Here is a 14,909-nt window from a genome sequence, read left to right on the forward strand (position 1 = left end):
CTATTTGGGCCCCGGATCCATCAGCACATGCACCCGGTCCGCGCCCAATCGCGCCAGTTTCAGCATCAGCGCCTTGCGGCGGGCCGGGGCCATGGGCGTATCGGGACTGTCCCGCAAAATCGCCCCGTCATGGCCATCGGCCACGATCAATCCCTCGCTTTCGGGAAAAATCCCCGCATCCAGCTCGGGCGGCTTGGCGAAGAAGAACCGGTCGGAAAATTCTCTATATTCGTGCCATTTCCTGTCGACCTGGAAATCGATGAGGCTCGACTTGATCTCGACGATCCAGATTTCCCCCTTTGGCCCCACCCCCAGCACATCGGCGCGCCTGCCACTGCGCAAGGTCACCTCGGCATAGCAGGCCATGTCGTAGGTTTCGCGCAAAAGGCGCATGACCCCGCGCTGCACGCGCAGGGCCGTTGCCGATTGGCGCAGGTCGACGATTGGGCCCAGCTCAGCCATGTGCGCCGGCTCCGACCAGCTTTGGCCTCGATGGCAGCGCCCGGATGACCAGCAGCGCCGCGATGAGCAGCGGCACCACGACCCAATAGGACATGCGGATGCCGAACTCTTCGGCAACCAGGCCCAGCAGGGGTGGCGCGAGGAAGAACACGACGAAGGTCATTTGCCCCAGCGACGCCACGTTGACCGAGGCAGGCCGGTCGGTGCGTTGCGCCGCCGCCGACACGGCGAGCGGATAGACGGCGCTGCAGCCGATGCCGGTGAGCGCAAAGCCGAACAGCGCCACATATTCGTGCGGTGCCGTGGCGACCAGCACCAATCCGGTAATGGCAATCAGCAGCAAGGTTGCCGCCACGGTCCGCGGCGACAGCCGGTCGACGACGCCATCCATCGTCAAGCGCGCAATCGCCATGAACAGTGAGAAGATTGTGACGCTGAGGCCGCCGATAAACGGCTCGACATTGAACACGTCTCGCATATAGATCGCCGACCAGTCGATGCCGGCCCCTTCAGCCAGCAATGGCGCCGCGCCAATGATGCAGAGGGCGGCGAGACCGATCGTGGGAAAAGCGATGCGCGGGGTCTCCCCGACATGGGAATCAGGCCGCAGCGGCGCATTCTCGATGCCCCGGAACACGAAAAACCCGGCAAGCATCACCACGACCAGCGCGACAACCAGGTGAATCTGCACCGGGACATTGGCTTGCCGAAGACCCGCGCTGATCAGCGCGGTGACGAAAAAGCCGAGGCTCCACATGCCATGGGTGCGGCTCATGATGCCGTATCCGAGCTGCGCTTCGAGCCGGTCCGCCTCGAGATTGACGATGATCTCGACCGCGCCGGCGCAGATGCCGGCCAGGAAGAGCAGCGGCACGACGAAAAGCACCGATGGCATGAATGGCACCAGCGCATAAAGCGACGACGCCGCGAATATGGTCACGAAAATGCCGGTGCGTGCCGGATAGCGCGCAATCAGCGGGCCCGAAAAGGTGAGGCCGACCAGCGCGCCACAGGACATGGCAATCAGTGTCAGCCCGAGCTGGCCCTCGGTGAGGTCGAATTGCCGCTGCAGGTCGGGCAGGCGCGACAGCAGCGCGCCCATCGAGAGCGCGAAGATGAAGAACACCCCGAAAATCCGGTAATGCGGACGCATATGCGTTTTCCTGCTGATCTTTCGGCAGCCCGGCGGGCTCCATGCCGGCACATTCTCACCACATAGCGTCAGAATGTGTCAGCACATGATTTGGTTGGGCTCAGCCATGCGGCGGCACCGGCTCGGGCGGCAGGCCGTGTGGCTCGTCCACCTTGCGGTTCCCGAGCGCGAAGCTGGCCGCCCAGAGCCCGGCCAGCAGCAGCGGCAGGCAGATCAGGTAAGAGTTGCGGATGCCCAGATATTCGGCAACGAAACCCAGCAGCGGCGGCGCGAGGAAGAAGACGACAAAGCTCACCTGGCCGAGCGCGGCGACATTGACCGCGGCAGGCCGGTCGGTGCGCTGTGCCGCCGCCGATACCGCCAGCGGGTAGACGGCCGAACAGCCAATGCCCATCAGCGAAAAACCGGCCAGCGCCACCCAGGTGGCGGGCGCCATGCCCACCATCAGCACCCCCAGCGCGGCCAGCACCAGCAGCACCATGGCCACCCTGCGCGGACCATAGCGGGACACGACCGGGTCGGCAGTGAGCCGCATGGCCGCCATGAAGAAGGCAAAGAGCGTCAGCCCCATGCCGCCGATAAAGGGCTCGGCCGAGAAGACATCGCGCATATAGATGGCCGACCAATCGATACCAGCGCCTTCGACGAGGAAGGCGGCAAAGCCGATGATGCAGAGCGGCACCAGGCCCCAATTGGGGAAGGCGATGCGGTGTTCGCCCGTTTCATGCGCCCGCCCGGCCGGCTTTGGCGCGGCCACGAGGCCGGTGAACATATACCCGCCGACGACCACGACCAGCACCGCCACCAGGCCCATATGCAGCTGCGCGCTGAGACCCGATTGCCGGATCATGGCGCCGAACAGGGCGGTGATGAAAAAGCCCATGCTCCAAAACCCATGCGCCCGGTTCATGAAGCGCTTGCCCGAGGCCATTTCCAGCCGGTCAATCTCGACATTGAGGTTGATTTCGAGCGCGCCGGACAAGAGGCCCGTCAGGAACAGTACGAAAAATACGGCGGGCGCCACCGGCAACCAGGGGATCAGCGCGAACAGCAGCGAGGGCCCCAATACCGTCACCAGCGCGGTGATGCGCGGTCCCAGCTTTTCGATCAGCGGGGCGGCAAAGGTCAGCGAGATCAGCGAGCCGATCGACATGCCGATCATGGTGAGGCCCAATTGGCTTTCCGAAACCCCCAGATGGGTCTGGATATCGGGCAGGCGCGCCATCAGCGCCCCGGTGGTCACGGCGAAGAGGAAAAAGCCCGCATAGATGCGGTATTGCGGTGCAATATTCATGGGGTCACGGTCGATCTGAAAGCTTTGGGGGCAAGGGCGCCGGCGGCGACCAGACTCAGCACGACAAGCGGCAGCCCGATGCCGAAGGCCCAGCGGATGCCGAAATGTTCGGCCACATAGCCCAGCAGCGGCGGCCCCAACAGGAACGAGACGAAGGAAATCTGCGCCAGTGCCGCCACATTGACGGCGGCCGGCCGGTCGGTGCGTTGCGCTGCGGCCGACATAGCCAGCGGGAACAGCGCGCTGGTGCCCACCCCGATCAGCGCCAGGCCCAGATAGGCCATCCACTGCGCCTGGGTGAAAAAGACCAGCAGGGTGCCGATGCCCAGAATGGTCAGCAGGCCCCGGGCGACGATGACCGGGCTCCAGCGTTCGACGAAACTATCGGCGAAAAACCGGGTGACCGCCTGCGCCCCGGCGCCCAGGGCCACGGCAAAGCCGGCCCAGAAGGGCGCCGCGCCGAACACGTCCCGCATATAGATGGCCGACCAGTCGATGCCGGCGCCCTCCATGATCATGGCCGAGAGGCACACCGTCACTAGCACGATAATGGCCAGGGTCGGGCGAGCGAAGCGCGGCGCTTGGTCGGTATTGCCGCCGCTGCGATGCTCGGCCGGCTCGAACCGGCCCAGAATGACCAGCGTGGCCAGTGTCACGATGGGGATCATGATGGCCAGATGCACCTGGGCGGAAATGCCGGCCTGGGCGACGAATGAGCCGACCATGCCGGCGCTGAAAAAACCGAAGCTCCAGAAGGCGTGCGAGCGGTTCATGATGCGCCGCCCAATGGCGTGCTCGACCCGGTCGGCTTCCAGATTGATGATGATTTCGATACAGCCAATGGTCACGCCCACGGGCATCAGCAGCAGGAAAAAGGTCAAGGGCGTGGGCGCCCAGACCGCGATGGCATAGAGCACCGACAGCACGGGCAGCGCCGTCAGCAGCGTGCGGCGATAGCCGATGCGCTCGATAATGGGGCCGGCAAAGGTCAGCGAGATCAGCGTGCCCAGGGCCGCGCCGATCAGCGCCAGGCCCAGCGCCCCTTCGCCCACACCCATGGTCTGTTGAATGGCCGGGATACGGGGATAAAGGCTCCCCATGCAAAATGAATAAACGAAGAATGCCCCATAGACCTTGATCTGGGGCGGCAGCTCAATGCCGAATCTCATAATAAAAGCTACTCGCAAACAGAAGCGAGCCGCACGCTAGTTCATTTCGGGGGAGAGGAAAATAGCGCCTTGAAACGCGCCAGACACATATTTGTATCGTTGCAAAACCAGCACAGCGCGAGTTCAGCTGTCCAGTTGCATATAGAGATCGTCGCGCAAAACCTCGATCCCGGAGCGGGCGTGGCGGACAATTTCGAGCCGGCGGAACTGCCCGCCCAGCCGGCTTTCGGCGGCCCGGCGGGGCGCCGTTACCCGGTCGCGCCGGTCGGGGCCGAAATAGCCCGGGGTTTCGTAATAGACCAGATTGTGCCCGATCTGCCGCTCGATGCGCGGCAGCACCTGGGCCGGGGCAAAGGGCATGGCGATGATGTCGTCGAAGCCCAGATTGATGCAGGCGGCAATGGTTTCGACCGAAGGGTTATCGGCAAAATAGATCAGCGGCGAAAACCTGATCCGGCGGCTGGGCGAAAACCGCACGGCCTCGGCGACACCGCGCAGCGTTTCGACATCGGGCACGGCCGCGAACAGGAAAAAGCATACCGGGGTCAGGTCCATGCGCCGCTCGGCCTCGGCCAGCCCGGAAAAGGGCAGCACGGCGGCAAAATGCAGCTGCCGCGCCAGAGCCGTCAGCGCGGTGCCGGGGCCATCGGGAGGCCCAATGATATAGGCGGTCGCGTGCATCGCCGTTCTCACGTTGCCAATGCCAAGAATAGGCGCGTGATCCTAAGAGGGCGCTAATGGCGGGGTTACGGGAGAGTACTGGGGGATACCCCCTCGTAGCCTCCCCCTGATAGGGGGAGGGACCGCCTTGTGAATAAAACGCGATCCGGTCCCAAGAGTGGAGGGATCCCTCCCCCTATCAGGGGGAGGCTAGGTGGGGGTACTCCGATGCCGGAGCCACCCTACCCCCGCCGCAACTCCCCTCGAAACAGCGCCCCATGCTCCCCCATCAACCGCGCGATCCGGTCCCCCACCGTCCGCACCGCCGGGGTGTGGCGCTCCTCGTGATGGCTCACCAGCCATTGATCGGTTTCCAGCTCGGCGATCAATGGCGCGACACGGACGAGGCGCGGGTCGCTGTCGCCCACGAAACAGGGAAAGACCGATAGGCCCGCCCCGGCCGCCACCAGTTCGCGCACGCTCATCGAGTCGTTGCCGCGCACGGCGATCCTGTCGCCATGGCGCGCCTGCATCCAGCGGGCCGACTGGGTCTGGGCGCCATCGCCGGCAATGCCGACGAAATAGCCGGCCGCTATGCCATTGACCAGGTTAAGGCCCGAATAGAGGCCATAGGCCACCTTGCCGATCAGCCGCCCGGCCAGCCATTGCTCGGAGGGCCGCTGGTTGCGGATGCCCAGATCGGCATTGCGGCGACCGATATCGATCTTTTCATTGGCGGTGACCAGTTCGAGCCCGAAGCGATCATCCACGCTCCACAGCGCCTCGATGTGCCGGGCGAGAAAGGCCGAGGTCCAGGCTCCGGCCGAGACGCGCACCACGCGGTCCCCGATGGCCCCTTCCTTCCAGCGCTTGAGCGCCAGCATGGCGGTCTCGACATCTTCGGCGCGGGCCAGCAGCGCCTCGCCGGCCGGGGTCAGCCGGTAGCCGGTCTGGCTGCGATGAAACAGCGGCTCGCCCAATTGGCGTTCGAGTGCGGTGATGCGCCGCCCCAGCGTTGCCGCGCTCAGCCCGGTCGTTCCGGTCGCCGCGCTCAGACCACCCAGCCGCGCGACATCCAGAAACAGCCTCAGATCGTCCCAGCCGAAATCCATTTTTCATTTCTGCAAAGCGCGTTGCGTTCTTGAGCATAGCGGCAGGGCGGGATTTTGCGCAAGTATGGCGGTGACGGTGCCAAGGAAAAGCGCCGAACGCAAAATCAAAACAGCCAGATTTGCAAAGCCAGTGTCTCGTCACCGGCTGCCGTCTGATTTTGCCCCCAAGGAGATAGCATGATGTTGCACAATTTTGCCCGACACATCCGGGCCCGGTGGCTCAACCACGTGGCTATGCGCCACTTGCGGACGATGGATGACCGCCAATTGGCCGATATGGGCGCCAGCCGCGAGTCCCTCGCCGATTTCATCCGCGACAATGCCAAAGCCTGACCCGAGGACCCGATCATGACCTTTTTCAAACTCCGCCCCATCGGCCGCTCCGGCATCGAGGCCAGCGCCGTGGGTATGGGCTGCTGGGCCATTGGCGGTCCCTTCCTGTTCGATGGCAAGCCCGATGGCTGGGGCGATATCGACGACGGCCAATCGATCCGGGCCATCCACCTGGCGCTCGAGCTGGGCGCCACCCTGTTCGACACCGCTGATGCCTATGGCACGGGCCATAGCGAAAATGTGCTCGGCAAGGCGCTGGCAGGGCGCCGGGCTGACGCGGTGATCGCCACCAAATTCGGCTATACCTATGACAGCGCCGCCAAGGCCCTGCTCTCCACCGATGTCAGCCCGGCCTATGTGCAATGGGCCTATGCCCAATCGCTCGAGCGATTGGGCACCGACTATATCGATCTCTTCCAGATCCATGTCGGGGACCTCCCGGACGAAGCCGCCGACGCGGCCGGCGCGGCGCTGGAGAAACTGGCCGAGAGCGGCGCCATCCGCGCCTGGGGCTGGAGCACCGATGATGCCGCCAAGGCCGCGCGCATGGTCAAATTCCCGCATTTCGCCGCCGTGCAGCAGGAATTGAGCGTCTTCCGCGATGGGCCGGACATGCTCGATCTCTGTGCCGCGCAAAACCTCGCCAGCCTCAACCGCTCGCCGCTGGCCATGGGCATGCTGACCGGCAAATTCACCGCCGGCTCGACCCTGCCCGGCTCGGACGTGCGCGCCGCGGGCCATTCCTGGGTCCGCTTCTTCAAGGATGGAAAGCCCCTGCCCGAGGCCCTGGCGCGGATCGAGGCCATTCGCGAGCTGCTGACCAGCGGCGGCCGCAGCCCGGCCCAGGGCGCCCTGGGCTGGATATTGGCACGCTCGCCGCACACACTGCCCATTCCCGGCTTCAAATCCGAGGCCCAGGTGCGCGACAATCTCGGCGCCCTCGAAAAGGGGCCGCTGCCTGCCGCAACCATGGCCGAAATCGCTGCTATCCTTGCCGGTCTCGAACCGGCTCTGGTCTGAACCCTTGGGAGGAACAGCAATGCAACAGAATAGTCTTGGTCCCTTCGGACCGGTCAGCCGCCTCACCCTGGGCGGTGGTGGCATCGGCATGGTCTGGGGCGCGGCTTCCGAAGACGATGCCATTGGCACGCTTCATCGCGCCGTCGAGGCCGGTATCGATCTCATCGACACCGCGCCCGGCTACAAGACCTGCGAAGCCATGATCGCCAGGGCTTTTGAGGGCCGCCTGCCGGCCGGGGTGCGCATCACCACCAAATATGGCCTGGGCAATCCGCCCGCCGCCGAAGTCTATCCGCGCCTGCGGGCCTCGCTCGAAGCCAGCCTTGCCGCCATGCGGCTCGACCGCGCCGACATGATGGTGCTGCATACCGAAATCCGCCCCGACGATTTCGTCTATCCCAATGAGGACCGGCCGCGCGACGAGCGCTCCACCAGCCTTGGTCTTTATCGGCAGAGCGTCGTTCCCGCCTTCGAGCGGCTGGTAGCGGATGGACTGATCGCCTCCTGGGGCCTGACCGGCTTCAACCATACCGGCGCCACGATCGACGCCATCTCAACCGGCCCCCGCCCGGCAGCGCTGCAGGCCATTGCCAATCTCATGGACAGTGCCGGGGAAATGAACGGCACGGGCATTCCCGGCCGCCCACGCGACGTCATCGCGGCGGCCAAGGCCAATGGCGTCGGCGTCATGGGGGTGCGGGCCGTGCAGGCCGGCGCCCTGACCTCGGGCTTTGACCGCCCCATCACCGATGACCAGCGCGCCACCGGCAGGGATTTCGACCGCGCGGCGCCCTATCGCGCCCTTTGCCGGCAATGGGGCGAGGACCCCGCCATCATCGCCCATCGCTATGCACTGGGCATGGACGGGGTCGATACATTGGTGCTGGGTGTCAAGACTGTCGCCGAGCTGGAACAGGCGCTGGCGGCGGAGCGGGCAGGACCGCTCGAGGCCGAACAGGTGGCCGCTATCGACGCGCTCGGGCTGCGCAGCTGAAACGAAACGGGCCGCTCAGCAGGCGGCCCGTTCATGATCGGTTATTTTTTGGTTTTCGTTCAGATTTGCTCGATGCAGACCGAGGTGGTGCCGCGATTGCGGAAACCCAGCTCGCCGGCAGCAGCCTTGGAAAGATCGATGATACGCCCACCGATAAAGGGGCCACGATCATTGATGACAACCTGGATTTGCCGGCCGGTGCGCTGGTCGGTAACGCGCAGCTTGGTGCCGAAAGGGAGGGAGCGATGGGCCGCCGTCATGGCGTTTTCGTTGAAGATTTCACCCGATGCGGCCTTCTTGCCATTGAAGCCGGGGCCATACCAGGAAGCGCCGCCGCATTGGGCATAGGCTGCAGTGGAAACGGAGAGCAATGCTGCAGCAATTGCGGCGACGGAAACGACTTTTCTAATCAAGCTGAGAAACTCACGTAGTTACGGTGAGCAATCGATTAACGGCGCGCCCCGGCCACAATGTGGGCATCAAGGACACAACTGGCCTCAACTGAGTGTCTGTTGCCCATATGCCGCAGGATCTGTCGGCACCAGCTTGTCCTCTTGGCAGCAGAACTAAGCCAATTGTGGGAGATGAATCCTCGATTCGCCGATATCGGGAAAATCGAGCGGACAATTTTCGGCGATTTGGGATTCATCTTGCCCAGTGTGACCTGATGGTCACGGTTCCACCCGATATGCTTGAAAATCGTCTTTTCGAGAAGGTTCCCGCAAGAATTCGGGAGATGAAAAGGCGGAGCAGGACGAAATCAGGCAAGAAAAAGGCAGGTTTTGTGCCGTTTTGGGCCGGTTGGGAGGGGGCTTAGTCGGGATACCCCCTCCTAGCCTCCCCCTGATAGGGGGAGGGACTGTCTGGTGGTTGTGACGAGATCCAGTCCTAAGAGTGGAGAGATCCCTCCCCCTATCAGGGGGAGGCTAGGAGGGGGTATCCCAATGCCCCAACCAGCACCGCCCCAAAAAACTTATCCCCGCCCCCAAACCGCATGCGACTATCTCCCCGTTCCGCCAGTCACCGGTCCCGACGCAGGGCCGGGCGGAATGACCGTGGGGGAGGGGCGCCTTTCCAGTGGGGTTGGAAACTCGGCAGCCGGACCTGCAAGAATGGTACCGCCTGAACCGGACCTTGCGCAAAAGCGGATCGTGACGGGCGGCCTTTGGCTCCCCTAGTCTACACTGGCCGAGTCAAAGGCCGCCCGTTACCGTGTAACCGCGACGCCTCAGGGCCGGGCGGCACTTTGGCACGCGCTCGGAAGACCCTGCCAGCCGGCGATTTGACACAGCCGCCATCCATAATTTGACCAATTGATAAAAATTTTGAGCTGCGCTAGCCTCCACTTGGGGAATACAGCAGCAAGGGGAGTTTCACGTGGCACAAGGTGTTCTCAAGCAGGGCATTGCGCCCGGTCGACTGGAACCGCAACAGTATAAGTCGAACTTTGCCGATCTTCATCCCCCGCTCGACCGCCACGAGGCCTATGTCGAGGCCGACAGATGCTATTTCTGTTACGACGCGCCCTGCATGAATGCCTGTCCGACCGCGATCGACATTCCCCTCTTCATCCGCGAAATCGCCACCGGCAATCCGATGGGCGCCGCCGAAACCATTTTCGAGCAGAATATCCTGGGGGGCATGTGCGCCCGGGTCTGCCCCACCGAACAGCTCTGCGAAGAAGCCTGCGTGCGCGAGGAAGCCGAAGGCAAGCCGGTCAAGATCGGCCAGCTGCAGCGCTACGCCACCGATATCGCCATGTTCCACGGCGCCCAATTCTTCGAGCGCGCCGAACCGACCGGCAAGACCATTGCCGTGGTCGGCGCCGGCCCCGCCGGCCTTGCCGCCGCCCATCGCCTCGCCGTTAGAGGTCATGATGTCGTGATGTTTGACGCCCGCCCCAAATCGGGGGGCCTCAACGAATATGGCATCGCTTCCTATAAGAGCACCGATGGCTTTGCCCAGCGCGAGGTCGATTACGTCACCGCCATTGGCGGCATCACCATCGAGAATGACAAGGCACTGGGCCGCGATTTCTCGCTGGAAGATTTGCAGGCTAAATATAGCGCCGTGTTCCTGGGCATGGGCCTGGGCGGCGTTAATGCGCTCAGGGCCGAGAATGAGGACGCGTCTGGCGTCGCCAATGCCGTCGATTTCATCGCCGAACTGCGTCAGGCCACCGATCTGGCCAATCTCGCCGTAGGCCGCCGCGTCGTTGTCATCGGCGGCGGCATGACGGCGGTGGACGCCGCCGTGCAGTCCAAGCTGCTCGGCGCCGAAGAGGTGACCATGGTCTATCGCCGCGGCAAGGAACAGATGAGCGCCTCGGAATTCGAGCAGGACCTGGCGGCTGCCAAGGGCGTCACCATTCGCCACTGGATGGCCCCCAAACGCGTGCTCACCGATGGCGAAAAGGTCACCGGGATCGAATTGGCCTATACCGCCCTGGTCGATGACAAATTGGTCGAAACCGGCGAAGTCGTTTCCATCCCGGCCGATCAGGTATTCAAGGCCATTGGACAAACCCTTGCCAGCGACGGCGGCGGGCTCGAATTGTCAGGCGGCAAGATCGCGGTCGACGACCAGGGCCGCACCTCGCTGCGCGGCGTCTGGGCCGGCGGGGATTGCGCCACGGGCGGCGACGATCTGACTGTCACCGCCGTTGCCGAGGGCCGCGACGCGGCCGAGAGTATTCACGCTTACCTTGCCGGAGGCTCCAATGGCTGATCTGCGCAATAATTTCGTCGGCATCAAATCGCCTAATCCATTCTGGCTGGCTTCGGCTCCGCCCACCGACAAGGCCTATAATGTCGAGCGCGCCTTCAAGGCGGGCTGGGGCGGTGTGGTCTGGAAGACGCTGGGCGAAGAAGGCCCCCCGGTCGTCAACGTCAACGGCCCCCGCTATGGCGCCATTTTCGGCGCCGACCGGCGCCTGCTCGGCCTCAACAATATCGAGCTGATCACTGACCGGCCGCTGCAGGTCAATCTGCAGGAAATGAAGCAGGTCAAGATGAACTGGCCCGACCGCGCTTTGATCGCCTCGATCATGGTGCCCTGCGAGGAAGACGCCTGGAAAGCCATTCTGCCGCTGGTGGAAGAAACCGGCGCCGATGGCATCGAGCTCAATTTCGGCTGCCCGCATGGCATGAGCGAACGCGGCATGGGCGCCGCTGTCGGCCAGGTGCCCGAATATATCGAAATGGTGGTGCGCTGGTGCAAGCAATATACCCGCATGCCGGTGATCACCAAGCTCACGCCGAACATCACCGACATCCGCAAACCCGCCCGCGCCGCCAAGGCCGGCGGCACCGATGCGGTCTCTTTGATCAACACCATCAATTCAATCGTCTCGGTTGATCTGGATGACTTTGCGCCCGTGCCTACCGTGGCCGGCAAGGGCACACATGGCGGCTATTGCGGCCCGGCGGTCAAACCCATTGCGCTCAACATGGTCGCAGAAATTGCCCGCGACCCGGAAACCCATGGCCTACCCATTTCGGGCATTGGCGGCATCACCACCTGGCGCGATGCGGCCGAGTTCATCGCCTTGGGCTCAGGCAATGTGCAGGTCTGCACGGCGGCCATGACCTATGGCTTCAAGATCGTTGAAGAAATGATTTCGGGCCTCTCCAACTGGATGGACGAAAAGGGCCACAAAGACCTCGACGCCATTACCGGCCGCGCCGTGCGCAATGTCACCGATTGGCAATATCTCGATCTCGAATATATCGCCAAAGCCAAGATCGATCAGGACCTCTGCATCAAATGCGGCCGCTGCCACATTGCCTGCGAGGACACCTCGCACCAGGCGATCAGCAAGGAAAAGGACGGCAAGCGCTATTTCGAGGTGATGAACGACGAATGCGTCGGCTGCAATCTCTGCGTCAATGTCTGCCCGGTGGACGATTGCATCACCATGGAAGCCTTGCCCGTCGGGACGGTCGACGAACGCACCGGCCGCATCGTCACCGGCAAATACGCCAACTGGACCAGCCATCCGAACAATCCGATGTCCAAGCCGGCCGTGGAGCCGGCGGAATAGGGAGCGGGCCTCCTCTGTGGGCGCGTGTTTGCTCTGGACGCATCAAAACCACGATGTCATCCCGGCGCAGGCCGGGATCCATGCTGAAGGCCATCAGCACCGCCCAGTGTTGGGAGAGGGCACAGCATGGATTCCGGCCGGAGCCTGTCCTCGGGCGCGAAGCGTCCCGGGGGCCGGAATGACCCGGTGGGTGGATACGAGTCCCAGGCCAATATTGCTCCTTTGATCGGCGCTCTCTATCGGAGAGGGCTCACAAACTTATCCCCTCCCCACCCAACCGATTTAATCTCGCCAACACCGGCAATGATTTGGGTCATCCTGTCGAATTCTGTCAGCACCACTCGTCATAGGAGCAGCATCCAACTGACCTTACGATAGGATCCTGCCATGCCGACCGATCTGACCTCGACGCTTATCCTGCTGGCCCGCCTGCTGCTGGGCGGCGCTTTTCTGATTTTTGGCCTCCGCAATATCGCCAACGTAGGCCCGCTGACCGCCGGCCTGACCGCGCGCGGCCTGCCCTTGCCTCGCATCGCCGCCATTATCGGTGTGGGGCTGCAGATCGTTGGTGGCGCGCTGACGGCGATCGGGCCACTCGGCGCCTGGGGCGGCGCTGGCCTCATCGTTTTCGTGGTGCTAGCCACGGTGTTGTTTCACAATTTCTGGGACTATGAGGGCGCCGACCGCGCCAGCCACGTCACGGCAAATATCATGAATGCCGGCCTGATCGGCGCATTCCTTCTGGTCATCGCGGTCAGTCTCTAGCCAAACTATTCAATTTTGAATGGATGGCGATCAATATTTGCGAAATTACTTCGTTCTTGAATGGTCGTAGGACCGAAGCAATTCAACAGAGGTTTTCGCCATGACCAACAAGATTGCTTCTTCCGGCCAATACGCGATAGCCGGCGCCGTGCTGCTGCAACGGCTCGAAGGCCTTGCCGCGCTGGGTCTGGGCGTTGCGGCCTATGCCTGGCTCGGCCAGTCCTGGTTGATCTTCGCCCTGCTGTTCCTCGTGCCCGATATCACCATGCTGGGCTATCTCCGGTCCGCCCGGTTTGGTGCGCTGACCTATAATCTGGGGCACACCTATATGGCGCCCGCCCTGCTGGCGCTGGCCGGCCTGGCTGCCGGTCCGCTGGCCTATGGCCTCGCCGCCATCTGGGTGGCCCATATCGGTTTCGACCGGACGCTGGGCTACGGCCTCAAGCTCGAAAGCTTCGAGGCCACCCATCTTGGCCCGATCGGCAAGGCGCGTAAGGGCCGCTAGATCAAGGTTTTGCCACGCGATAATCCATATGGGTCGTGAGCCGCGTCGCGCGGGCGCCAATGGGTTCGAGCGTCGCAGTCAGCCCATCCCACAGCCGCTCGCCCTGGCCCAGCACTACCGGCGCGATCTGCAGATGAAGCAGGTCGACCGCCGCCATATTGAGGTAGTTCCGCAGCGTGGTGACGCCGCCGGCAATCACGACATCGCGGGCGCCCGCCGCTTCCCTGGCGCGGGCCAGCGCCACTTCGGGCCCTTCGGTCACGAAGTGAAAGACCGTACCGCCCTCCATCTCGATCGGCGGCCGTGTGTAGTGAGTGAGGACGAAAACCGGGGCATGATAGGGCGGATTTGGGCCCCACCAGCCCTTCCAGTCGAGCTCCCACACATCCGGCCCCGGCGCGGCAAACATGTTCCGGCCCATGATGAAGGCACCATAATTGGTGATGGTCTCGATCTCGGCGCGATTGTTGTCGGCGTCCTCGAACATCCAGCGGTGCATGGGTTCGCCCTCGATATCACCGAACGGCTTTTCCCGGCTCTGGTTGAGGCCGGTGCCGAAGCCGTCGAGCGACAGGCTCATATGGGCGTGTACGTGTTGCGTCATTTCCTCGCTCCAATACTTAATTGACGACTTAAGTATTAGGAAAACCCATTGGCCTTGTCAAGCACCAGCTTAACAATCAGCCCTTGGGCCGCGGCGTCAGGCCATAGAGGAACAATTGCTCGAGATAGCGCGCCGCATCCTCGAAGCGCCCTTCGCCACCGCGCGCCGGGCCCAGCACAGCCCGCACCTGCACGTCGAAATCGGCATAGTGCTGGGTCGTCGCCCAGATCGAAAAGATCAGGTGATAGGGGTCGGTCCGCGCAATGCGGCCCTGGTCCATCCAGGCGGTCAGCACCGCCGCCTTTTCGTCGACGAGATTTTTGAGGTCGATCTCGATCATCTCGATAATGCGTGGCGCCCCCTGCAGCATTTCATTGGCAAAGAGCCGGCTTTCGCGCGGAAAATCGCGGGCCATTTCGAGCTTGCGTCTTATGTAGGAGCGGATTTCGGGGAAGGGATCGCCGTTCTCATCCATGTCACGCAGCGGCGCCAGCCAGGTCACCAGCAATTCGGAAATCAGCCGGCGGTGAATCTCTTCCTTGCGCGGGAAGTAATAGAGCAGGTTCGGCTTGCTCATGCCCGCCACTTCGGCGATCTGGTCGATCGTGGCGCCGCGGAAGCCATGCAGGGAAAACACGTCCAGCGCGGCTTCGAGAATAATGTCCTGCTTCTCCCGCTGAATCCGGGTCAGCGGCCGCGCCTTTTCCTTGGCGTGAGCGACGGCCTTTGCCGCCGCCTTGTGCTGGCGTTTGGCGGGGGCGGAAGACGGAGAGCTTTTCAACTTGATCGGCGGCAT

The 14,909-nt window shown here is 63.2% G+C and carries 16 protein-coding genes; 7 read left to right on the forward strand and 9 right to left on the reverse strand.

Annotated features, from left to right (window positions below; genetic code table 11):
- From QQL79_RS16535 to QQL79_RS16560, 6 genes are all read right to left on the reverse strand, one after another.
- The gene (locus tag QQL79_RS16535; RefSeq protein WP_284392661.1) at positions 1–462 is read right to left on the reverse strand and encodes an MmcB family DNA repair protein; all 462 of its coding nucleotides are present in this window, start codon (positions 460–462) and stop codon (positions 1–3) included.
- Positions 455–1,615 carry an MFS transporter gene (locus QQL79_RS16540; RefSeq protein ID WP_284392662.1) on the reverse strand — a complete coding sequence of 387 codons (1,161 nt, stop codon included), beginning with the start codon at positions 1,613–1,615 and terminating at the stop codon, positions 455–457. Before QQL79_RS16540 ends, QQL79_RS16535 begins: the two co-directional genes overlap by 8 nt.
- A gap of 100 nt (positions 1,616–1,715) precedes the next feature.
- A complete protein-coding gene (locus QQL79_RS16545; RefSeq protein ID WP_284392663.1) occupies positions 1,716–2,909 on the reverse strand; it encodes an MFS transporter in 1,194 nt (397 codons plus the stop codon).
- On the reverse strand, positions 2,906–4,078 hold the full coding sequence (locus QQL79_RS16550; protein ID WP_284392664.1) for an MFS transporter: 1,173 nt from the start codon (positions 4,076–4,078) through the stop codon (positions 2,906–2,908). The genes QQL79_RS16545 and QQL79_RS16550 overlap by 4 nt, the downstream gene beginning before the upstream one ends.
- 123 nt (positions 4,079–4,201) lie before the next feature.
- Positions 4,202–4,759: a hypothetical protein gene (locus tag QQL79_RS16555; RefSeq protein WP_284392665.1), complete on the reverse strand. Its 558-nt coding sequence runs from the start codon at positions 4,757–4,759 to the stop codon at positions 4,202–4,204.
- Positions 4,760–4,980: 221 nt separating this feature from the next.
- Complete coding sequence (locus tag QQL79_RS16560; RefSeq protein ID WP_284392666.1) at positions 4,981–5,850, reverse strand: LysR family transcriptional regulator; 870 nt, start codon at positions 5,848–5,850, stop codon at positions 4,981–4,983.
- Positions 5,851–6,027: 177 nt separating this feature from the next.
- Here QQL79_RS16560 and QQL79_RS16565 point away from each other — a divergent pair, with 177 nt between their 5' ends.
- Genes QQL79_RS16565 through QQL79_RS16575 form a run of 3 tightly spaced genes read left to right on the forward strand, consistent with a single transcriptional unit; the run spans position 6,028 to position 8,197 of the window.
- Positions 6,028–6,183, forward strand: coding sequence for a YjiS-like domain-containing protein (locus QQL79_RS16565; protein WP_284392667.1), 156 nt, complete (start codon positions 6,028–6,030; stop codon positions 6,181–6,183).
- A gap of 15 nt (positions 6,184–6,198) precedes the next feature.
- Complete coding sequence (locus QQL79_RS16570) at positions 6,199–7,203, forward strand: aldo/keto reductase (protein ID WP_284392668.1); 1,005 nt, start codon at positions 6,199–6,201, stop codon at positions 7,201–7,203.
- 19 nt (positions 7,204–7,222) lie between these two features.
- Positions 7,223–8,197 carry an aldo/keto reductase gene (locus QQL79_RS16575; protein WP_284392669.1) on the forward strand — a complete coding sequence of 325 codons (975 nt, stop codon included), beginning with the start codon at positions 7,223–7,225 and terminating at the stop codon, positions 8,195–8,197.
- A gap of 59 nt (positions 8,198–8,256) precedes the next feature.
- On the opposite strand, the gene QQL79_RS16580 is transcribed toward QQL79_RS16575, so the two are convergent.
- The gene (locus QQL79_RS16580; protein ID WP_370461230.1) at positions 8,257–8,610 is read right to left on the reverse strand and encodes a septal ring lytic transglycosylase RlpA family protein; all 354 of its coding nucleotides are present in this window, start codon (positions 8,608–8,610) and stop codon (positions 8,257–8,259) included.
- Between the two features lie 964 nt (positions 8,611–9,574).
- On the opposite strand from QQL79_RS16580, the gene QQL79_RS16585 reads away from it, so the two are divergent.
- From QQL79_RS16585 to QQL79_RS16600, 4 genes are all read left to right on the forward strand, one after another.
- Positions 9,575–10,924, forward strand: coding sequence for an NAD(P)-dependent oxidoreductase (locus QQL79_RS16585; RefSeq protein WP_284392670.1), 1,350 nt, complete (start codon positions 9,575–9,577; stop codon positions 10,922–10,924).
- Positions 10,917–12,239 carry an NAD-dependent dihydropyrimidine dehydrogenase subunit PreA gene (preA, locus tag QQL79_RS16590; RefSeq protein WP_284392671.1) on the forward strand — a complete coding sequence of 441 codons (1,323 nt, stop codon included), beginning with the start codon at positions 10,917–10,919 and terminating at the stop codon, positions 12,237–12,239. The genes QQL79_RS16585 and preA overlap by 8 nt, the downstream gene beginning before the upstream one ends.
- Positions 12,240–12,626: 387 nt before the next feature.
- A complete protein-coding gene (locus QQL79_RS16595) occupies positions 12,627–13,004 on the forward strand; it encodes a DoxX family membrane protein (protein WP_284392672.1) in 378 nt (125 codons plus the stop codon).
- Between the two features lie 100 nt (positions 13,005–13,104).
- On the forward strand, positions 13,105–13,509 hold the full coding sequence (locus QQL79_RS16600) for a DUF4260 family protein (protein WP_284392673.1): 405 nt from the start codon (positions 13,105–13,107) through the stop codon (positions 13,507–13,509).
- A 1-nt stretch (position 13,510) separates the two neighbouring features.
- Here QQL79_RS16600 and QQL79_RS16605 read toward each other — a convergent pair whose 3' ends face one another.
- Together QQL79_RS16605 and QQL79_RS16610 are read right to left on the reverse strand one after the other, a co-directional pair.
- Positions 13,511–14,113: a dihydrofolate reductase family protein gene (locus tag QQL79_RS16605; protein WP_284392674.1), complete on the reverse strand. Its 603-nt coding sequence runs from the start codon at positions 14,111–14,113 to the stop codon at positions 13,511–13,513.
- Between the two features lie 76 nt (positions 14,114–14,189).
- Complete coding sequence (locus tag QQL79_RS16610; RefSeq protein WP_284392675.1) at positions 14,190–14,909, reverse strand: TetR family transcriptional regulator C-terminal domain-containing protein; 720 nt, start codon at positions 14,907–14,909, stop codon at positions 14,190–14,192.

This window comes from Devosia yakushimensis, assembly GCF_030159855.1.
Classification (GTDB): domain Bacteria; phylum Pseudomonadota; class Alphaproteobacteria; order Rhizobiales; family Devosiaceae; genus Devosia; species Devosia yakushimensis.